Origin of the sequence: Anaerococcus sp. Marseille-P3625 (genome assembly GCF_900232825.1) — a bacterium.
GTDB lineage: Bacteria > Bacillota > Clostridia > Tissierellales > Peptoniphilaceae > Anaerococcus.
Window position 1 is genome coordinate 299,801 of the sequence record NZ_OCTP01000011.1, and the last position, 20,280, is coordinate 320,080.

The following is a 20,280-nucleotide window of genomic DNA, read 5'->3' on the forward strand; positions in this document are numbered from 1 at the left end:
ACCTCCTAAAATGATAAGGCTAATGCATCTATTGCATCTAAATCTTCATCTTCAAGAAATTTAGTTATTAATACTGCCGCTATTTCTCTATATTCAAAGCTATTGAGCGCTCCTTCTAATGATATAGTACCGCGTTTTAGTTCTTCAACAAGATTTGCAATTCCTGAACTTCCTAAATCATTTTGTATCTTTTCTACTTTGTCTGTTCTTTCTAGAACCTTTGTTTCTATAGCTTTATATTTATTGCTTATTGCTGGGTCTTTTTTGCTATCTTGATATTTATCTAATACATTTGCTAGAAAATCTCCGTTTTTAGCTGTAAGTTGCTTGTAGATCTCTCTACCTATACCATGAGTCCCTTCTTTTCTAACGTTTTTAAATTCTTCCAAATCCCAAATACAAGGTAAGCAATGTGCTATTTGATCAGCGTATGAATGTATTTGTCTATCGGTGTCTTTTCCATGAACTAAATTGCTTATAGCTTGACCTGCGGTTTCTACTAGAGTTTCTTCAAGAGGTTTTAAGGATTCTCTTCTTTCTGGTGTGCATAACTTGTCTGGATTTGCTGTAACAGTTTCACTTACCTTAGCGTGCATACATTCATGTATAGCTGTTTTGGTTTCGTGAACTGGATCCCCGGTTTCAGCGACTAAACATATTTCATGATTGTATCTTATTCCATCATTATGGACGGCGAATCTACATAGTCCTACTGCATTTGATCGCCCCGTATTAAATGCTTTCCCATTTCTTTTGCTATATAAAGGTAAATTTAATCCTAGCATATCCATAATTGCTCTGCCCTTTATATCGGTGTGCATATCTTTAATTGGTTTTATTTTTTCTACTAATTCATTAGTAGTTTTTACTTCTTTATATTCATACTTTGGGTCAATCTTCTTTGTGCCTAGTCTGTATCTGAACTTACCAGCTTGTTCGCCTGTTAGTGTTTTTTCTCTAGCTTTTATTTTTTCCTTTACTGCTTGACTAGATCTTTTTTCTTTTAAAACTTTGTCTTCTGCGGCTAATTTGTTGACTAATTCATTGCTTTTGATTTCTTCTATTAAATTATTAATGGCTGTTTGTGCCATATCTCTTACGCCTTCTCTATCTTTGGTATCACCAAAAACTTTATTTCTATTAACATCATATTTTAGATTAAATAAAGTTTCGTTTGCCCTTCTGCTAGCAGCTTTTGATTGGTGTCCTCCGCCGATCTTACCTATAAGTTCTTGCATTGCTTTCACATCTGGTTTAATCCATGTATGTGAATGTGTATTTTCTATATTTACATCTGCACCTAATCTTTCAAGTAATGCTTTTTCTTGCCTTGCTGTCAAATTAGGATTGTCTGTTAGTCTATTTATATCTTTTGGATTAGATTCTTCTTCTTTTGTCAAATTTTCTAATAGGCTTTTGGCTTCATTAAAAATTGCACCAGCAAACTTGCCACTATCGCCTCCATTGACCTTGGTGTAGAATTTCCCGGAATCCATATCATAGTACATTTTCCCACCTTGTTCATTTATTGCTCTTTCGCCTATTTTACCTTTAAATTCTGGATTGTTGCTGACTTTTCCTGCCAAATCTATTCCTAAATCATTAAAGTATAATCTCTTTTCACCATTCTTATCCCATAAAGATGCGCCTTTTTGTTGCAATCTTCTAAATTGGTATTTGGATAAGTTCCCATAAGTATTTGCCTTGCTATTTTCATTATTCTTGGCTGGACTAGTTTTCTTTTCTGGCTTTTGCATATCGTTAATAGATAATTGATTGGTTTTTACTTTTGGTCTTTTAAAATTACTTGCTATAAAATCTTGCAATGATCCATGCTTTCCTGCTTTTGTGTATAGGTCTAATACTTCTTTTTCTGATAAGCCTTTAGCTTTTCCATCTTTGCTATCAAAAGATACCTCTATATTTTCTGGTAGTTTCATTTGCTTTTTTGCAATTTCCATAGCTTTATTACCGGATTTATATCTTATTCCATAAAATGTTTTGTTTTTGCCATTTATTAATACTTTTACCGGAAATAGATGCGCTCTGTTTTGTACAGCTTTTATTAGGCTTTTAAAGTCCTTTATAATTATTCTCATTTTCTCGCTCCTTTGTTGATATTTATGTATCTGTTTTTCTTATCTAGTTCTTTAAATTCTTCTTCTGTTAGTATTCTTTGCATTGCAATTTTGTATTTTTTGTTATATGGATACTTGTTAGCATCAATTAATCTTCTAACATTTTCAGCATCTTTTTTGCACAAAAAATGGGCGTACTGTTCATAAGCCCCACCCTCTCTTTTAAGTAACCATTTACGCTCTGGTAGTTTTGGATAATATTTTATTGTTAATTTCATGACCTATGTTTATTTTTATTTCAACGTTTTGTATTTCACAATTATTTCACTATTAACCTAATAATTCTCCATTGCTAAACATAATGTTTTTTTGCTTTTTATAGATATCAAAATAAGTTTCTTGCTTATCTCCATTTTGTGTACACTCTACATATATCCCATCTAAAAGAGTTGTAGAAATTAGTATTTTATTATTTTGTAGAATTTTACAAGACCAAACAACAAATATATCTTCAATACTAATATTCTTATTAAAGTTTTCCTTGTAATACATAATTAACCATTCTTTACAAGCTTTTTGAAATTTATAACTATCCATTTTATTCTCCTTTTTAACGTAAAAAAAACACATTAGTTTTTACTAACGTGTTTAAAATAATATTTATTAAATTTACATTCCTGAATTGTTCATTCCTACTACTTGCCAATAACCTAATGTATCACCTGTCACAACTTGTGGCCATTCCTCTTTTAGATAATTAGCAACGTCTTGCCATTTTCCCTTTTCATCTTGAGATAGTGTATCCCATTCAGCTTTTTCTTTTTCAAATTCACAAATTATTTTTATTTTATTGTTTCCCTTTTGCATAATTATTTCCATTAATACATAAGAGATAATTCATAAGCAGTCGATCCTACGCAACCGTGCATTAAAATCTGTTCAGTGATTTTCCCTGCTTTTAAATCGGCTAAATGGTCTTCAAAATCTTCTCTTGTAGTCTCTTCACCTTCGCCTTCAAAGTATTTGTTAACTTCTTCATCACTTAAGCTAGGCCATAACTCTTTAAATTCTTTTATAACCTTGTTTTTATAATCTTCATATTTTGCCATTGCCTACTCCTTTAATATATTGTCTCGATAATTATAAGCATCTTCGTATGCTGTTTCCCCATTAAATTCTTTGATTTTACTCTTTTGTTTTGACCATTTTTCAAATTCTGTGTTGCCATCATATACGTAAAAAGCTATATCTTCTTCTTTGTCATAGCCTTCTCTCCAAAGAGGAGGTTTATAGTTTTTATCAAATTTGCATCTACTATATGCTGTAAACCCGATTTCAGAATAAAACTTATGATTGCCAATAAAACTATCTAATTTTTTACCACCTAGTCTTACAGCTTCTTTTAATAAGTCTCTTCCTCTGATATTATCATTACTATTTTTACAAACTGCTTCAATATCTCCTTGATTAGTAATGGCAAATACACTACCACCATCAGTTCTATAACACTTTAAGTCTTGGCATTCTTCTTCTGTTTTAGAAGACACTCTCCATCTTTTGTATTTTGGCATAGATTCTATAGCTTCGCTTAAAGCCTTTACAAACTCTTTAGGTTCGACTTCTTTTACTTCTACTTTAGGATCTTCTTTGATCTTTTTAGGTTTTAGTGTTTCTTGTTTTTCTATTATAAAATTGTGCTTTATAAACTCTTGCAAAGTTTCATTTGGATTTTGCTTTAGGTATTGGTCTATTAGTTCTTTTTCACTTAATATTATACCATGTTTTGCTTTACTTTTAAATGATAAATTGCTATTTTGGGCCACTTTCATTTGTTTTTTTATTTCATTTAAGGCTATATTGGGATTTTTCCATCTTTTAGCTCGGTGTACTCCATACTTGTCTTCAACTTGAGTCTCCATCAATACGAGCTTTGATCTGTCTAGTTTCTTTTCAAGGATATTTTCAAGTTCTAATTCTTTATTTACTAATGCAAGTGACTTTTGAAATAGACTTTCTTGTGTTTCTTCACTTTCTTCTGTATCGTCTTCTTCGCCACTATCTTCAAAGTCAAAACCCATGGAATTATCCGATGGTAGCATTTGTTTAGCTTGTAGATAGTAAGGATTTGCTATTATATCTCCACCTTCAATTTCTGCTAGTCCTTTTTCTGCTCTTACTTCGTTAATTGTCATGTAAGATTCTGATTTTTTCTTTGCTAGGTCTACTTGATCTGATTCTGATTCTTTATCTATTCCATCAAAGATAAAAACATATTCATCTTCGGTATTAAATTTAGAAACTATAAATTTGTTTATTGTGTTTTCTACAAATCTTAATAGTGGAAATAGTCCCTTGGCTTTTGAGTTGTCTATTTTCTTTTCATCTCCTGAAAATAGACTAGATCCCTTGCCACCTACACCTCCGTTATTAGGGAAGTTTATTTCTGCTGGGTCTATTTTATATGCACCACAAATTATGTTTATTAGATAGTTTACCCATTTTTCAAATACCATTTCACCTCCTGACTGGGCAATATTAATAAATTCCAATTCGCCTGGTAGGGTAAAGACTGGTATTTTCCATGCACCTTTTTGACCTGTGACTTGAGTTCTCCATTGTCTTTTAAATGATTCTAGGGTCTGTCTATCTCCTGGTGCTGGGCCATTTTTTTCTCCTTTAATATTTAGTATGCCTTTTGTCATACCACCTTGTTGGAAAAATCTCATATTGTAGTCTTCTGCTTCAAGGTATGAAGTAAGTTGTCTTACTATAGTTTCTATTTCTGATAGGCCATAAGGTTGACTATGTACACTAGTTCTTGGATTTCTTACTGCAAAGGCCATCTCATCTGCTGTAAAGCCTGCTACTATCTTTCCGTCTACAACTTGTACATAGGATAATTTTTCTCCATCTCTGATATCTATATCATCTGCGTAGGCTGATTCTTTTAGGTCTATATTATCAAGGGCTGGTTTTATTGTAGCTGCATCTACTGCCTCAAAGGCTTGAACAAACTGACCTGTAACATCATATTCTAATTCAAAGTTGACCTGGTCGTATGTCAATGAGTCTCTGATTATTTTTCTAATAAAGGTGTCAAATCTGTCGCGATTAGGATCATTCCCTAATCCACAATTTTCTATAAACTTTTCTATAAGGTCTATGGTTTTTTCTTGTTCTTCGGTCGGTTCTTTGCTGCTATCTTTCAGCATTACCTTAAAGCCTACACCATCTGTAGCATATTTGGATCTGGAAGTAAAAGTTCCTACTTGGTCTATTCTAGTCGATATAATATTTGAAATAGGAGCTACTTCCAGGGATATTTTCTCTAATAATTCAAATGATAGCTTGTTTTCCTTTTCCCTATAGTTAGTTGATACAAACATATCCTCCATAGGTGATTCATTATCATAGTATGAATATTTAAGCCTTGGCACAAATTGGTCGGCGTTGAATGAGCCTCCCTTGCTGGCAAAGTTTACTTTTATTCTTTTATCTTCTGTCATTCAACTTTCCTTTCAAAAATCATTCTGCCATTTTCATCAAAAGTAGCATTGTCCGGCAATACCTCAATCATACATTGGCAATGTGGGTGAGTAACTCCTACAACTGCTTTCCATTCGCTAGTCTTTTTCCCATAATTACTGCCATTAGCTATTAGATCAGCAAGTAAAAATACCTTTGGGGTTTTCCCATCTTCTTCTAGGTAAAGACTTGAACAATGTTTACAAGCTCCTTGGCTTGGTCTTTTGAACACTTTTGTTTCAAGTCCCTTGTTAGAATATGGACTATTACCCTTAATTATTCCATCTGCTATGCCCTCATTTTTGCTATTGATTAATTCAGTTTTTACAACCATATCCCAATCTTGTTTAGTATCTTGAGTTATTTTTCTTAGCTCTGTAGCAATCCATGTATCTCTAGGTCTGTCATCTTTAAATACTTCATCAATAACTGAAAATTCTTTTTTAAAATATTCAATGCTCGCACTTGAAACCTTGTGCCTAAACTTATCTAATTGATAATCAAGACCTTCTTGAACACATTCTTGACTTATCTTGTATATAGGGTTATCACTAGGCTTTATTTCTCTTATGAGTTTTTCAAATTCACTAGGGTCTAAATCAAGATCTGGATGTGAAATATCAATCTGCCCTTTTTTGTAAGCTCTTTCTAATATTGATTGAAACTCAACTGGTATATTAAGCTTCTTTGCTAGACTTGGATCTATCTTTCCACCTCTAGCAACCTTATTCAAAACTTTTAAATATCGGTCAAGAATAACCTTGACTCTTCTATACTTTTCTCTTGGGGTCATTCTCGCCTCCTAATATTATTAAAATTGGTAGGGCGGATAGGATTTGAACCTATATCTTTAGTCTTCTGAACTAATATTCTGCCTGGTTAAACTACCACCCTAAAAAAATAAGCAACTTTTTAGTCGCCTATTAATACTCGATATATTTCTTTATTAGCTTCTTTCATAACTCTATCAAAAATAATAGATGCTTCCATCTGCAAAACCCTTAAATATTTATCTTCTAAAGGATATTGAGCTGTTTCTGTATTTATTGTCTTTCTATTAGATTTGCATAAGCATTTAAGCTCTTTATTTGCCTTTTTAAAGCCTTTTATTTTTATAGTCATAGGATTACTCCTTTAAGTTCTTTTCTTTTTATCTGAATTAAATTACTTGTAGTATTTTAGGTTTTAACACTTAAATTTCTATTTCTTTATTCCTAAATAACTGCATAAAAATAGCAGCTAATACATCTACTACGATTGCATTACCTGCCTGTTTATATAACTGACTATCACTATTTACTTTTCTTGCCTTATAAAAATCTTTATCTTCTATTCCCATGAGTCGCCAAAACTCCAATGGTGTTAGTTTTCTGATTCTAAAATCATCTGTAACCACTCCCCTGTCATTATTACAAGTCAAGGTTTGGCTACAATCTTTCTGCACCCTACCCCTACGATTGTTACAAGTAGGATTAATAAGGTCTATACCGTCGCCTTGGTGGGCTTCTAGGTAACCTTTTTTAGTTCCGTTTTTAATTGGTATGGTTTTATTAGTATCGCTTGTAACTAAATAATTGTCTTTTCCAACCGTTGTCAAAGTATTTGAAGTTCCATCTTTTTTTAATTCTAATTGTTGAACAAATTTATCATCTCTAAGTCTGCCCCTACTTGCTGCAATAGCTGGTAATTCTACCGTTACACAAGGCTTACTACTATTTGATAGTAATGTTGGTGATAAACCATCTGCATTGTAAGTTCTAAATTCACTTGGATTAGTTCGTCTTTGATGCTTTATCTTATGAGTTTGTACAATTTTAGCTTCGTTTATTTCATCTATACAAGGTTGAAGTCCTCCACCTTGACAAGTATTTAGAGTTGGGCTTATTCCCTCTTTGTCAAATACTCTAAATCTTTCTGGATTGTTTCTATTTCTGCTATTGAGTTTATGAGTTTGTATAAGCTCTGGTTCGACTACAACATTACCTTCGCTTTTCCTTATAGATATTCCTCTTTGCTTTGTTGTCACACAATTAGCAACTTCTTTTTCTTTGGGATCATTAATCGAAGAATCGAATACACTTTTATATTTAATATCATAATTTCTCACAATACCGACAAGCTTTTTAACTCGTTCACTAGTCAAATAATATTTTTCATCTACATTTTCTTCTAAGATATCTTTAAGTCTTGTTTTTAACACCTGCTTTTCTGGAAATTTAAAACCTTGATTATCATCCAGTATTGATATACAAAATACCCTTTCTCTATTTTGTGGTACTCCATAATCTTTTGCATTTAATACCTTTGAATAGTTTGTATAACCTAAATTAGTTAAGATATCAAGCCACTTTTCATAACCCGCTTTATTTTTCTTAAAGGTTAAGGCTTTTACATTTTCCATAAGTAAATATTTAGGTCTTTTAGCTTCTATTATTCTTTCACACTCCCAAAGTAGACTACTTCTTGTGCCACTATCTTTTTCAAATCCTTTTTGTTTGCCGGCCATAGAAATATCTTGGCATGGAAAAGAATATGTAAACAAGTCAAAATCCGGCAAATCTTTAGGATCTATTTTGCATATATCTCCAAAATTTTTAACCTCACCATGTATAGCTTTATATGAGTCAATAGCAAATTTATCTATTTCACAAATTCCCACTACTTCATGGTCTATATTCGCCCTTTCTAGACCCATTCTTTGCGTACCTATACCGGCAAAACTTTCAAAAACTCTTAACATACACCAATTCTCCTTAAAATAAAAAATCGTACGATTTACGCACGATTAATTCACGATTGTTTTTGTTTTTCTGGCGACAAGAGAGGGATTCGAACCCTCGCACCTTTTAAGGTCTAACGGATTAGCAATCCGTCCCCTTGACCGCTTGGGTATCTTGTCACAAAAAAAAGACGGCAAAAACCGCCTTAAATAAATTATTATATTTAAAATTCTACTAAGTCCATCTGGTAACCTTTAGATATTTTAGATCCATACTGTGTATACTTATCAACTCCTATTAGTGCATAAGCTAAACAACAAGCCAAATGATCTGGGCCTTTTCTTGTTGCTACTTGGTAAATGTATCCATCTTTATCTCTATCAAGGATTTGTACATTTATCAAATGTTTTGTAAGTATCTGTGTCATCTCATCTTGATAAGAATAAAAGCCTATAAAACCCTGCTTTACCGCTTGTATAGTCCTTTGCATCTTAGAAGTTTTATCTACCTTTACCATTCTTCTTTGATCGTTCCAATGATCTGTAAAGTTTACTGCTGAATAGGGGCCAGTAGTAGTTGTCCATGTACAAGCATAGGCTGAATATGGGAAAGCTCTTAATAATTCTGTATTTTTATCTGCACCATAACCGGCATCTGCTATTATCAAATCTGGATTAAATGGCTTTAACAAAGATATTACTTGCTTAACATCCATTAGTGGCATTATATTAGAACGTTTAAATTCTCGCATACACACAACTTGTAAAGTCATATTAGGCCTAATTCCAATAACCAGTACCCATGTAGGTTCTCCCCAATCTATACCAGCTATGTATGCTATAAATTCATCTGTTCTATTGATTTCTTCATGACCTGCTACAATATGAGTCTTTACATCATTTTCCCCTATCTCTAAACCTTTATTGGCATAAGGTTCTCCTAATACATAATTATAGAATAACTGTTTGAATGGATATTCTAATTTTCTACGCATAATAGAATCTGCTGAAATGTGTAAAGCATTTAATTGTGAAATAAAATAACCTCTAGTATCTTTGATTTGAGGTTTTTTAGCAATCCATTTGCCAACCTGCCATCTGTCTAAAGGCTTTCTACATTTAATGCACCTATATTCATAAGTGCCATTTTCTATTTCTTCTGTTATAGGATTATATCCATCTTTTACTTGAATAATATTATCTAAAGTTATTTCTTGCCAAGTATTACAATGTTTACATTTGTATAAATATCTTCTCTGATCTGACTTTTCGTATAATTCATTTATTCCAATACCTGGTAATGTTGGTGTTGACCATCTACGCATTAATCCATACTTAGAAGATGACATTGACTCTTTAAAAGCTAATTCAGTTCCTATCCTCATTCTGTCGTACTCATCTGCACAATACATATCAATATCTGCACCCTCACCTTGTGATCCATCTCCTGATGTTCTCATAAAGATATTAGATGTGCCTATTTTCTTACTTGATACGTTATTTAAGTCTTTAGCAACTTGTCTTTGTAGATGTGGGCTGTCTTTAATAACCGGACTTACTCTAGTTCTTGAAAAATCCGCCATTTGTGCCATTGTAGGGAATGTATACATTATATTTACATTGTCGTGAGTATCTGCAAACCATAAAACTTCGGCTGTAGCTAACTCACTCATGCCTAACTGCCTAGCTTTTTGTATAACTTTATTAGGGTGATTATCATTTAAAATTGATTCTTGCCATGGTCTATGAGCAAAAGGATTATGATCTGAAACAAAGGTCATTGGCTTTGACTTTATAGGCTTATATTTTAAAGCCCATAAGGCTGGAAAGCTTCTAATAATGGTATCTTCTATAGACTTTTTAGCTAAATAGCTAGACTTAAAAGAATTTACATTATCTATAATGTTTAATTCATCCATGGTAAAATACCACCTAGACTTTGTATATTTTCACTTGTTTTATATAGGTCTAGCTCTTGCAATCCACTTGTAAAGCTAGCTTTGTTTAGGTGCAAAATATATTCTCTATCCTCAATACTGTTAGGGTTTTTTATTATAATTCTTAAATAAGGATAATAGCAAAATTTCAAAAAATCTGCATCTTCCCCATAATATCTTTTAACTGTTTCTGGATCTATAAATTCATTGGCATTTATATATCCTATAACTTTATAACCGTTAATTTCTAAAATAAGTCTTTTCTTATCTAAGCCGCTTATTTCATATTCCCTAAAATCAATACTTAAATCGTTAGAAGATTTTAATTTTCCATAAATACTAGAATAATCCATCTTTAGGCCTATTTTCTTCATCATTAGTGGTGTTTAAATGTATCAACATTCTGCTATATAGTTCTTTAAGACTATCATCTTCGCTTAATCCCAATGTATCAAGTAATAAAGCTTTATTGTCTCCATCTCCACTATCCATGCTCTTTAACATTAAACTTATATTAATTAATCGGTTTAAATCTTCTACATTTTTTGCTCTAACTCTACCCTCTGAAACGTCAATAAAAAAATTAGTAATTAGGGTATCAACAGCACCATTAATTAATTTGTCTTTGCTATATTTAGTTTTTAAATATTTGCTAGCTGAATTAATTCCCATCATCGCTAATTTCCTTTAGTTTTCTTTGTATTTCTTTTTCGCTTTTTCCTATACTTCGTAAATAATCTTCATAATAGTCTGTGGCTTTGTAATATTCTTCCTCTACGTTTTCAAGTTCTGATAATACCTTTTGTTTTTCATCATCTGGTATATGAGTAAACATTGACTGCAACAGTTGCATATATTTTTTTTCGGTGATTTCTTGCAAGTTTTTAATACCAAATTGAGTTAATCCTCCCAATGCTCCGTCTGTTAATTTATCTTTTAGTTCTATAGCTTTAAATACATTTTCTATAGTGATAAAATAGTCATTTTCTTTAATCAAGTTTTTTAGCTGATCTGCTCCGGATTGAATAACCATATCCAAAAACTCTAAATCATTTTTAAGCTTGTTTGTTTCAGAACCTGGCTGGATTTCTTTTTCTTGTTCTTCTATGAGTTTAGCAATTGGTGCTTTGTTGATAAAATCCTTTAGGTTGTTTTCTTCGGCTGAATAAGCTTGTCTTATCTTCCTGTATTGGCCTAAATAGGCCCACGATATATTAAAACCCTGCTTATCTAGATATTCTTTTATAGATTGTATGCTGGTCTTAATATCAATCATTCTATTTACTTCATCAATATATGGACTATCCATTAAAAGTTTAATTTTAGGAGGTATTTTTTTCTTGCTGTCTATCTTTGTCTTTGCAATTTTAAAACACCTCCTATTCTTCTAAATATATTGTCTTTATGTATAATTCTACTAAGGCTATGGCTCTTGCAAAACCCTCTATAATGGCCTCTTCGTCTTTGCTTGAATATTGAGAAATAGCAAGTTCGGAGTTATCTTCTATAAAGTCATGCAAATTATTAATCATAGCTTTAGATTCTTGTTCTATATCTTTATGTTCATAATCATAACTATAATTTGGGAAATAGTCCTTGACTGTGTAAGGCTTTTTAGTCTTAATAATATACAAGTTATTTTCTGATTTTTCGGTATCCATTATTTTATTATCATGATCAACTTTGCTGATATCTTTATGCTTCATAACTCTTTCCTTGCTATTTTTCACAAATTTATAAATAAAAAAAGCTTTGAATAAATCAAAGCTAGGGAAACTGACAAATGATGTAGTAGATCAAGGTCGGTAAAAATATTTCTTTCAGGAGTGTTTGGTGTAACAATTCATTTAGGCTAGACGTAGGTACTAATGGGTAAAGTGACCTTGATACTACTATACAGTTATATTATAATCCATTTTTATTTTTAATGTGTCTAATGATTTTCTAATTTTACGCATCGCCAAACATTTTATAGCTTAATACCTTTAAGGCTTCATTGGCTATATTATATATCTGGGCTCTTTCATAATGATACTTGTCCATCAACTCATATACTGCTCCTCTTTCTCCATAAGCATAAAGAGTCATTACTATATCTTTTTCTTTCTCATCAAGGTAGGTTAAAGCGTTTTCTACCATTCTAACTAGGGCCTTGTTAACTCTGTTATTGCGTTCTAACATAGCTCTCTTAGCTATATTATTTATATATGTATCGTCAAGATTTCTCCCTCCGCCTTGGACAGATTCATCCCCATACCTAACTGTAATATTAGTCAATCGATCACTAATTTCGGTTATCTTGTCATCTATTTCTTTTGTAGTAGTTCTCACTTGCAAGTATTTTTTTAAAATTTCCTTGCAAAGACATTTATAAAACTCTTGCACTATCCCTCCGTATTTTGGAAATATTTTACCATAATAAAGCATATTGATAATTATGCCTAGTTTTTCTTCGATTTTGTGATTTTTTCACACACTTTTTTGTCGATTTTTAATCGTTTTCTTTTAGTATATCGCTCCAATTGACATAATCCAAAGTAATACAATCAAGTTTTAATTCAAGTCTTTTTTTAAATCTTTCAAGTCTTACTGGGCCAAATCCAAACTCATCTTTTAGAGTTTCCACAACTAAAGCAAGAAATCTTTCTACAAGAAAAACAGTTGTATCTGACTTAGCGATTCTTGCCATTTCTTCTTTGTAGACTCTTTCGGCTTTCATCTTTTTACCTATAGAAGTGCCACCTTTGTATCTAAACATTCTAAACCTTTCTTAATTGCTTTATTATGTAGATCAAAATTAATCACATAAATATTTTTATATCCACCTGATAACCGGTTCACCTTTAAAGCCTTTTTCCCATATATACCAGCAATAGCAAACAGCACTTGACGGATAATTTGTAAAAACTCCATTTCTAACACAATTAGCCCTCTTGCTAAATACATATACGTACTTAGGTGGATTTTCTTCAAATAGTTCTCTACGTTTTACACTTTCTAAAAACTGTATTTTAAGCAACATTGCTAGCCTTTTGCCATCATCTATAATCTTAATAGAATGCTCTACAAACTCTTTAGCATACTTATAGGGTGGATTAGTAATTATATCTTCATGCCAACTTGTAGTTGTAAAAAAATCCATCCCTCCTACTCCATATCCGCGATAATACAGATCCCTAGAAGTTACATTATATTTATTTTCTTCAAGTACTTTTGAAATATGGCCCTCACCACAACAAGGCTCTAATATGTTTTTATCAAAGCTTTCTACCTTCAATAGTTCTTCAACCGCTTGTGGATCAGTAGCATAATAATCGTGTTGTACTCTTGTAAAGTCTGAATGATTGCTTGCCCCCATAATTACAAACATATTGTTATTAGGGTTATAATCCAGCGCGTTTTTATCTTTTTCTCTATCTATAATCTTCTTTTCCTCTTTCTATTTCTTGCCACTTGATCCAAAACCTTTATCACCTCGGCTGGTATCTAAATTTATTTCATCTACTTTACAAGGATAAACATTAATTTCTTGACCAAATACTAACTGGGCTATCCTATCACCTTTTTTTATAACATAAGAGTTTTTACTCAAATTTGTAAGACAAACTTTAATCTCGCCCCTATATCCACTATCAACTAAACCAGTATGACAAAGAACACCTTTAGATGATAAACCAGACCTAGCTCTAACATCTGCATAATAACCCTTATCAAATTCAAAAAATAATCCGGTTTCTATCAGTCTTGTATCACCAGATAAAAGAACAACTTCTTTATCAGCCCTTATATCCCAGCCCTGGTCTCCTTTATCTTTGCTTAATTCATATGGTGCTTTATATCTCATTCTTTTATTTCCTCTAAATTCATATTTTCAAGTCTTATTGTATGAAATTCTCTAGGTAGGCTTTTATCTTTCCAACGGACATATGCAAGTTGTGCATAGATTCCATTTGTAGCTTCTACCGTTTTTCTAATTCTATATGTGCCCAATTCCTCTACTATAAATTCTGGACTATCCACTTCTACTACCGTATTTTTATCTACCTTGCACCAATACTCTAGGTCTATGTGGTCATCTCCTACATCTACTATTGGTCCTACAATGTAGCCTTCTATATAATAGCCATATACATAATTTTCTTCGTCTATATAGCCTTTTTCCTTACCTTCTATTACAAAGTCGGTATCTTTTATAAGTTTATCTATATCTAGGATTTTTGCTTTAAACATCATAATTTTCCTCCGTATCATTGAAATATTCACCCATTACAAGTCTTCCATTTAAAACCTTGGCTATCATTTCTTGCCTTCTTCATATCAGCCAACTCAAAGCTTTCTTTAAAGAAAACTGCAATCATAAAAAAGTTAGCAATTTAAGCATATATAAATTCATAGCTCGCTAATCTCTCTTATAGCTCTCTCTTTAATTCTTAAAATAGCTTCATTTTCTCTCTTATCATAATTTTTAAACCATTTGTTTTTAAATTCCTTTAGACTTTCTCTATAAGTTTCTTCTCCATAATCACGAGACAACCACCATTCCAAATCATGAGTTAGTTCAGCAAAATCTTTTACAAATTCATTCATGAACTCATCTTGCATTTCACCAACTAAATTATTTTCAATGGTATAACAAATATAACTTAAACATCCTCCACTCATTATTTATCCCTCCATATTTTTGTTATCAATATGATTGCATTACCTATCAAGCTTCCTATAACAACCCAGAATATTGTATCTAATATATTCATTCTCCCACCTCCGTCTTATCATATAAATCTTGAAAATCCTCTGCACTAATCTTGTATCTATCGTTATTGTTGCCATCAACAAACACGATGCTACCATCCTTGAATATCTCTAAACCAAAATTAAACTCCTTTAGTAGACTTGTAAAACTGCACAATATCAAAGACATTTGATTTTTCCTTTGTATGTTCATCTCTTTACGATCCTTCTTGTATATTCATGTCCTACTAAGTAAGTCACTAAATCTTCTTTATTTTCAGCAACTGCTAACTGCTTCCACCTATAGGTCTGGCACGTTCTATTTTTTGTTAGTTCAGTATTTATAATATAAGGCTCTTTGTACTCTAAAACATAATTAAATTTCATATTTAATCTCCCCATTCCAAAGTCACAAAAACAGTATCAGTTTCATCTAAATAATTAGCATCTGACAAATCTAAAGGTGTATAAATTTCTTCACTACATCCTAAATTTCCGTTATATATTTCCTCAAACAATTCAATTTTTAATTCACTTTCTGGATCAAAATTATCGAACCATTCTAAAAAATCTTTTACTTTCATAAATCAATACCTTTTAATTTCTTCCAAATTCAAATAAGGAGCTACGTCATAATCTACTTTAAAATCACATTCATACTCGATATCGTTTTCTTTATCATAAAAATAAGCTAAAACATCATCTTCATCGTCAAAATAAGATAATTTTTTAATCAAATCTTTAACTTTCATTCTTTAAACCTCATCTAACAATTCTTTATCTTCGTAAATATTGCCAATAATCGAAATCTGATACTTATCTAGAAAACTGCTCAAAACTAAAGTAGTTCTAGTATTAGCACCACTTTTATAAGTTGCTACAGTATTCCCATCTTCATGTCTCACTTCTACAAAACCTCTTGATCTAGTTTTTAAGATATCTCCCTCGTAAATCTCATTACCATTTTTGTCTTTCAAACCTGTGGATTGCATTAAACTTATATCGTTTGTAATAAACATATATTCACAGTCTCCATCTCCGTTAAAATCAACTAAAATGCTGTTTTCATTTACAACACCAATGTTATAAATCATTCTTTTGTATTTATTAAAATATGCTCTAAATTTAGGTATCATTCCTCAACCTCCACCAACTCAAAATCAGCTAAATCAGTATCAAACTTTTTCTTGATTTCTTCAATTTCTTTAAGGGTAAATGTGGTTTTATAACCGTTATTTTCAGTACTGTGACTCAAATAATACTTACCTGTCGGAAAACAAAGTGTTAGATTATTTTCATTTTCATATGCCATCCACCTATGCTTCAAATAAAACTTCTTCTCTTCCTCTCTATCCTCTGGAGGTGTAGAAGCATACTCAACAAGCAAGTCAAATAGTGGTTTTTTTACCCCTCCAAAGTCAGTATTTATTGTAAAAGGCTCATCAATGCTAATATAACATCCATTAAAATAATCACCATCAATATTGATGTATCCGTTTTTAATATCTACATCTAACCCCAACTCTTCAACTCTTTTTATAAATTCCTTAGTCTTCATTTCTCAACTCCACCAGTTCATCTATAATATTTTCCAAATCTTCTATTTCACTTGTATCAGCACAGTCTTCTTGATAAGTATCCCAAGCTACTCTCAAAGCATTAATAATAACATCCAACTGACTTTCCCTAAGATGCAAACAATAACAACCTTCGTTTATATTTTGTGCTTTAATTATTTGATCTACCAAACTCAAACATTCTTCTAGTGTATAATATTGATCTTCACGAAATGGATTATCATCTGCTTGATTACAATCAAAACCAAGAACCCACTCACCTACTTCGTAAAGCCTACCAGAATAAGTTAACCCACCATGAACATCAAACAAATCTACTAAATCATTATAATCCACACCATAGTAAGGATGTGTTTTAGGAATAACAACATATCCACAATACCAAAAAGTATTCACATCAAACGAATAAGGCATAAAATGCGGGTTGTCACTCCAATCTATTCTTTTAACAATAACTTCATAACCTAAGTATTTTCTTCTTATTACAATTCCACTCTTCATATTCTCCCCCTAACAAAACTTACATAATCTCCCTAAAATCATAATCTGTATATTTTTGCAAAAATAATCTTTTTTTTAATAAATATACACGAGTTTTTGTAGCTACTGACTTCACTTCTTCCACTATCATCTTTCCAGACTCACAATCTTGATACATAAAATCGGCGATATAGGAAATCTTTGGCAAAGTTTCTTTGTCTGTCCTAATAGTCGGGATAAGCTCAAACTTAGGTTGTAGCTGTAAATTCTTGATTTTTCCTGCCCTTTCCAAAAGTTTAAGCTCACCATATCTGTGCGACTCCTTGATACTATCAAACTTATGACCATCAACAACAACTTTTTTGTTCTTGTACTTCCTATAGCTCAAAACGGAATCACCCCATTGTCAAACTCTTCAAAATCATCCCCAAAGAAATCATCGTTATTTTGCTCTGTATGCGTTTTATTTTCATTAGCCATATATTTATATGTCTTTTCGTTATTTTTCGCTCCCGCGTAATTCTGCGAAGAATTTGAGCTATTTAAGAACTCCACCCTATCCGCAATAACCGTAGTGGTATAAACTTTCTTGCCTGTTTCCCTATCGTCATAAGATCCAGTTTCAATTCTCCCTTCAATTGCACACAAACTGCCCTTTTTTAGATATCTGCTAGCATTTTCTGCCTGCTTGCCCCAAACTACAACTTTTGGAAAATCAGCGGTAGGATAGGAATTAGCTTCCGCCTCCTCCCTTTTCTCCCTAGTCATCTGCCTATCACAAGCAAGTGTGAAATTTGCCACCGCTTTATTTGCCTGCGTATATCGTAAATCTATATCTCTAACCAATCTTCCGATTAAGATCACCTTATTTAGCATAAATTCCTACTCCTATTTTCCAAATAAAAATTAACAACCGAATCAGCCTCTGCCCGAATTTCACAAATCTTTAAAACTTCAATCCATTCGCCCTCGTGGTTTTCCTCAATAACCCAAAAGACTTTATCGCTCAATACATGCTTGACAACAAGCCTAGACTTGCTATCAATATTCCTAACTAGATCAACTTCTTTGTTTTTATTATTCACTTTGCAATCATCAAGATTTATTAATTGGTCTATAAGCTTTTTGCATTCATTTTCTACGTATCTTTGGTTGCAATGTACAGGATTATCCCCTGCATGGTTACAATCAAAACCAAGTACATATCCATCTTCAAGATCCATAACCTCTAAATCCATAATTTTACTCAGATAATCCGAAAAAGTTATTCCTCCATGAACTTCTATGTCGTACTCTTTTTCAAATTCTCCATAAAACTTATCAACTAATTCGTGGTCATCTGGTAAAATCACATATCCGTTATACCAATCAGTCGACATAAGAGTTCCTTCTAACATTTCTCTAAAAATATTGTCGTATTCTTTATCTCGGTAAATGTGTTTTATAAAAAACATATATCCCTTGTAAGTATCTACTCTAGCTAATTTATCAATCATTTATTTCTCCTAACTCCTTTTTGTTTTCCAACATCTTTTCAAATCTCTTTTTCCTTGCTACTTCTGCGTATGTTATCTGCTCCGAATTTACAGCTTGACCTGTATATGACTTGTCTAAGTAATTGCCCTCCATAACTTTCACAAAGTTATTAGGTCGGATAAACCAGTCAAAAGTAATTACAAAGTCATTAACATATCCTTTGAGAAAAGTACTGTCATCAATCGACTTAATTGTATCTAAAACCTTGTCTATTCCGTTTTCGTTAATCCTTGCTTTGGTCATCTTATATCTATCCGTACCAGCATTTAGGGACTGCATCTTAGGTATGTTTACATCAAGCTTATTCCAGGAATTAATGATTTGACTCTTCCACGTATCGGTAGACGAATCGGGCAACGTATCGATATCTGTTTCATCTTGAGGATTGTTGAAATCATCACATTCTTCCGAATCGTTACACGAATCGGTAGGCGAATAAGTATTAGTATAAGTATTAGTATAAGTATTAGTATAAGTATATATAGATTTCCTTTTCTCAATTTCATCTTCAAAAAGCTTCATAATCTTTTTATCGATATCTCTTTTTGATAATTGCCACCAACTTTTCATACTTTTGTAAACAACCATAATTAGATCAAGGCTATCTACTCCTTCAAGTGTTCTACTCGCCATTTCTTCTATAGGTTTTCCTCCACTATTTATTGTGTATTTTAACGAATGGTGTATTGCAATTTCTTGATTTTCATAATTATAAGAAATTTTTTTATACTTGTTCATAAATCTATCAACTAATGTTCTTATAGCTTCAGGACTATAACCAATTTCAAAAGCCATAAGCTTAATCGGTAACTTAAAAATTCCTATCGCATTACCTCTCGGGCAAGTTAAGAGATACATCATAAACAATTTATCCTCGGGAGAAAACTCATCTATGATCTGTTCGTCATTCCAAAAATCACGTTCAACAATTGTTTTGCTCATATCCTGCCTCTATCTCGATTATGTATTCCATAATCTCTTTAAATTCTGTCCAATTCTTAACCGTCTTTGCAACCTCGGTTAAGTAGTCTTTATCAATGTATTTAGATGCTCTTTTTAGATAATTAATTCCTACTGGTTTGTTATAATAATAAAGCCTATTGTTCAAGATTCCGCTTATATAATATAAATCTGTATCTATTGTGGTTTCTGGATTTGCTACATAATAAGCAATTCTTGGTATCATATCAAAGGCTTTATAAACATTTGGATACTGAATTATTGATCTATCCATAGCTTCTAACAAGTCTTTTAGCTTATATTTCTTAACCCACTTTTTAACTTGCTTTTTCCCATGTTCCTTGACTCCATAGCCTGTTGCTTTTTCAAACTCTGCGCAAAGTATTTCTGCTACATCATCATCTAAACTTTTTAATTCTTCGCGCCATTCTAGCATCATGTCTATTTGATTTCGCTTTTCTTGTAATTCTTCTAGTTCTTTTTGTTGTTTTGTTACCATTGAATCATCTGATAATTTCCTATCTGATTTTCCTCTATTGCAATCTCTGCATGAAGTTATTAAGTTCAGTAAATCATTAGTACCGCCTTTACTTACCGGATTTATATGGTCTACCTCCAAAATAACGTCTGGTGCTGTTTTTCCACAATATTGGCAAGTAAAAGAGTCCCTCTTAAAAACTTCAAACCTTAATTTCTTACTAATTGTTTTTCTATTTGCCATCTAGCACACCACCACC

At 32.1% G+C, this 20,280-nt stretch carries 32 protein-coding genes and 2 tRNA genes; all 34 read right to left on the minus strand.

Features of this window, described 5'->3' with window-relative positions:
• Positions 1-5 precede the first annotated feature (5 nt).
• Positions 6-2,099 (minus strand): hypothetical protein, encoded by a 2,094-nt coding sequence (locus CS884_RS06670; RefSeq protein WP_099321108.1) that lies wholly within the window; start codon positions 2,097-2,099, stop codon positions 6-8.
• Entirely contained in the window at positions 2,096-2,356 is a 261-nt protein-coding gene (locus CS884_RS06675) for a hypothetical protein (protein WP_099321109.1), read from the minus strand. The genes CS884_RS06670 and CS884_RS06675 overlap by 4 nt, the downstream gene beginning before the upstream one ends.
• A 52-nt stretch (positions 2,357-2,408) precedes the next feature.
• Complete coding sequence (locus CS884_RS06680) at positions 2,409-2,675, minus strand: DUF6275 family protein (RefSeq protein ID WP_099321110.1); 267 nt, start codon at positions 2,673-2,675, stop codon at positions 2,409-2,411.
• A 72-nt stretch (positions 2,676-2,747) separates the two neighbouring features.
• Entirely contained in the window at positions 2,748-2,945 is a 198-nt protein-coding gene (locus CS884_RS06685) for a hypothetical protein (protein WP_099321111.1), read from the minus strand.
• A gap of 11 nt (positions 2,946-2,956) precedes the next feature.
• Positions 2,957-3,187 carry a hypothetical protein gene (locus CS884_RS06690; RefSeq protein WP_099321112.1) on the minus strand — a complete coding sequence of 77 codons (231 nt, stop codon included), beginning with the start codon at positions 3,185-3,187 and terminating at the stop codon, positions 2,957-2,959.
• A 3-nt stretch (positions 3,188-3,190) separates the two neighbouring features.
• Positions 3,191-5,584 carry a phage portal protein gene (locus CS884_RS06695; protein WP_099321113.1) on the minus strand — a complete coding sequence of 798 codons (2,394 nt, stop codon included), beginning with the start codon at positions 5,582-5,584 and terminating at the stop codon, positions 3,191-3,193.
• On the minus strand, positions 5,581-6,396 hold the full coding sequence (locus CS884_RS06700; protein ID WP_099321114.1) for a hypothetical protein: 816 nt from the start codon (positions 6,394-6,396) through the stop codon (positions 5,581-5,583). Before CS884_RS06700 ends, CS884_RS06695 begins: the two co-directional genes overlap by 4 nt.
• A gap of 25 nt (positions 6,397-6,421) precedes the next feature.
• Positions 6,422-6,497: transfer RNA gene (locus CS884_RS06705), tRNA-Ser, on the minus strand.
• A gap of 18 nt (positions 6,498-6,515) precedes the next feature.
• Complete coding sequence (locus CS884_RS06710) at positions 6,516-6,725, minus strand: hypothetical protein (RefSeq protein WP_099321115.1); 210 nt, start codon at positions 6,723-6,725, stop codon at positions 6,516-6,518.
• A gap of 70 nt (positions 6,726-6,795) precedes the next feature.
• Entirely contained in the window at positions 6,796-8,343 is a 1,548-nt protein-coding gene (gene dcm, locus CS884_RS06715; protein ID WP_099321116.1) for a DNA cytosine methyltransferase, read from the minus strand.
• Between the two features lie 71 nt (positions 8,344-8,414).
• Positions 8,415-8,502 (minus strand) — tRNA-Ser (locus CS884_RS06720).
• 44 nt (positions 8,503-8,546) lie between these two features.
• On the minus strand, positions 8,547-10,241 hold the full coding sequence (locus CS884_RS06725) for a phage terminase large subunit family protein (RefSeq protein ID WP_099321117.1): 1,695 nt from the start codon (positions 10,239-10,241) through the stop codon (positions 8,547-8,549).
• Positions 10,229-10,636: a hypothetical protein gene (locus CS884_RS06730; protein WP_180753303.1), complete on the minus strand. Its 408-nt coding sequence runs from the start codon at positions 10,634-10,636 to the stop codon at positions 10,229-10,231. The genes CS884_RS06725 and CS884_RS06730 overlap by 13 nt, the downstream gene beginning before the upstream one ends.
• Positions 10,599-10,934 (minus strand): hypothetical protein, encoded by a 336-nt coding sequence (locus CS884_RS06735; RefSeq protein WP_099321119.1) that lies wholly within the window; start codon positions 10,932-10,934, stop codon positions 10,599-10,601. The genes CS884_RS06730 and CS884_RS06735 overlap by 38 nt, the downstream gene beginning before the upstream one ends.
• Positions 10,921-11,568 (minus strand): hypothetical protein, encoded by a 648-nt coding sequence (locus CS884_RS06740; protein WP_099321120.1) that lies wholly within the window; start codon positions 11,566-11,568, stop codon positions 10,921-10,923. The genes CS884_RS06735 and CS884_RS06740 overlap by 14 nt, the downstream gene beginning before the upstream one ends.
• A gap of 70 nt (positions 11,569-11,638) precedes the next feature.
• Positions 11,639-11,965 carry a hypothetical protein gene (locus CS884_RS06745; protein WP_099321121.1) on the minus strand — a complete coding sequence of 109 codons (327 nt, stop codon included), beginning with the start codon at positions 11,963-11,965 and terminating at the stop codon, positions 11,639-11,641.
• A 244-nt stretch (positions 11,966-12,209) separates the two neighbouring features.
• Complete coding sequence (locus CS884_RS06750) at positions 12,210-12,644, minus strand: hypothetical protein (RefSeq protein ID WP_099321122.1); 435 nt, start codon at positions 12,642-12,644, stop codon at positions 12,210-12,212.
• 106 nt (positions 12,645-12,750) lie between these two features.
• Positions 12,751-13,017 (minus strand): hypothetical protein, encoded by a 267-nt coding sequence (locus CS884_RS06755; RefSeq protein WP_099321123.1) that lies wholly within the window; start codon positions 13,015-13,017, stop codon positions 12,751-12,753.
• Between the two features lie 57 nt (positions 13,018-13,074).
• Positions 13,075-13,629 (minus strand): NAD(P)-dependent oxidoreductase, encoded by a 555-nt coding sequence (locus CS884_RS06760; protein ID WP_257875765.1) that lies wholly within the window; start codon positions 13,627-13,629, stop codon positions 13,075-13,077.
• Between the two features lie 69 nt (positions 13,630-13,698).
• On the minus strand, positions 13,699-14,103 hold the full coding sequence (dut, locus tag CS884_RS06765) for a dUTP diphosphatase (protein WP_099321124.1): 405 nt from the start codon (positions 14,101-14,103) through the stop codon (positions 13,699-13,701).
• Entirely contained in the window at positions 14,100-14,492 is a 393-nt protein-coding gene (locus CS884_RS06770; RefSeq protein WP_099321125.1) for a hypothetical protein, read from the minus strand. The genes dut and CS884_RS06770 overlap by 4 nt, the downstream gene beginning before the upstream one ends.
• Before the next feature lie 156 nt (positions 14,493-14,648).
• Positions 14,649-14,921 (minus strand): hypothetical protein, encoded by a 273-nt coding sequence (locus CS884_RS06775; protein WP_099321126.1) that lies wholly within the window; start codon positions 14,919-14,921, stop codon positions 14,649-14,651.
• An 88-nt stretch (positions 14,922-15,009) separates the two neighbouring features.
• Entirely contained in the window at positions 15,010-15,204 is a 195-nt protein-coding gene (locus tag CS884_RS06780) for a hypothetical protein (protein WP_099321127.1), read from the minus strand.
• The gene (locus CS884_RS10615) at positions 15,201-15,377 is read right to left on the minus strand and encodes a hypothetical protein (RefSeq protein ID WP_180753304.1); all 177 of its coding nucleotides are present in this window, start codon (positions 15,375-15,377) and stop codon (positions 15,201-15,203) included. Before CS884_RS10615 ends, CS884_RS06780 begins: the two co-directional genes overlap by 4 nt.
• 2 nt (positions 15,378-15,379) lie before the next feature.
• Positions 15,380-15,574 carry a hypothetical protein gene (locus CS884_RS06785; protein ID WP_099321128.1) on the minus strand — a complete coding sequence of 65 codons (195 nt, stop codon included), beginning with the start codon at positions 15,572-15,574 and terminating at the stop codon, positions 15,380-15,382.
• Between the two features lie 3 nt (positions 15,575-15,577).
• Entirely contained in the window at positions 15,578-15,742 is a 165-nt protein-coding gene (locus CS884_RS10620) for a hypothetical protein (protein ID WP_180753305.1), read from the minus strand.
• Between the two features lie 3 nt (positions 15,743-15,745).
• Entirely contained in the window at positions 15,746-16,126 is a 381-nt protein-coding gene (locus CS884_RS06790; RefSeq protein WP_099321129.1) for a YopX family protein, read from the minus strand.
• Complete coding sequence (locus tag CS884_RS06795) at positions 16,123-16,548, minus strand: hypothetical protein (RefSeq protein WP_099321130.1); 426 nt, start codon at positions 16,546-16,548, stop codon at positions 16,123-16,125. Before CS884_RS06795 ends, CS884_RS06790 begins: the two co-directional genes overlap by 4 nt.
• The gene (locus tag CS884_RS06800; RefSeq protein WP_143434419.1) at positions 16,538-16,981 is read right to left on the minus strand and encodes a hypothetical protein; all 444 of its coding nucleotides are present in this window, start codon (positions 16,979-16,981) and stop codon (positions 16,538-16,540) included. Before CS884_RS06800 ends, CS884_RS06795 begins: the two co-directional genes overlap by 11 nt.
• Before the next feature lie 106 nt (positions 16,982-17,087).
• Complete coding sequence (locus tag CS884_RS06805) at positions 17,088-17,435, minus strand: DUF1064 domain-containing protein (RefSeq protein ID WP_099321132.1); 348 nt, start codon at positions 17,433-17,435, stop codon at positions 17,088-17,090.
• Positions 17,432-17,923, minus strand: a complete 492-nt coding sequence (locus CS884_RS06810; protein WP_099321133.1) for a single-stranded DNA-binding protein — start codon at positions 17,921-17,923, stop codon at positions 17,432-17,434. Before CS884_RS06810 ends, CS884_RS06805 begins: the two co-directional genes overlap by 4 nt.
• Positions 17,917-18,543, minus strand: a complete 627-nt coding sequence (locus CS884_RS06815) for a hypothetical protein (protein ID WP_099321134.1) — start codon at positions 18,541-18,543, stop codon at positions 17,917-17,919. The genes CS884_RS06810 and CS884_RS06815 overlap by 7 nt, the downstream gene beginning before the upstream one ends.
• Complete coding sequence (locus CS884_RS06820; protein ID WP_099321135.1) at positions 18,536-19,525, minus strand: hypothetical protein; 990 nt, start codon at positions 19,523-19,525, stop codon at positions 18,536-18,538. The genes CS884_RS06815 and CS884_RS06820 overlap by 8 nt, the downstream gene beginning before the upstream one ends.
• A complete protein-coding gene (locus CS884_RS06825; protein ID WP_099321136.1) occupies positions 19,506-20,264 on the minus strand; it encodes an HNH endonuclease in 759 nt (252 codons plus the stop codon). Before CS884_RS06825 ends, CS884_RS06820 begins: the two co-directional genes overlap by 20 nt.
• Between the last annotated feature and the right edge of the window lie 16 nt (positions 20,265-20,280).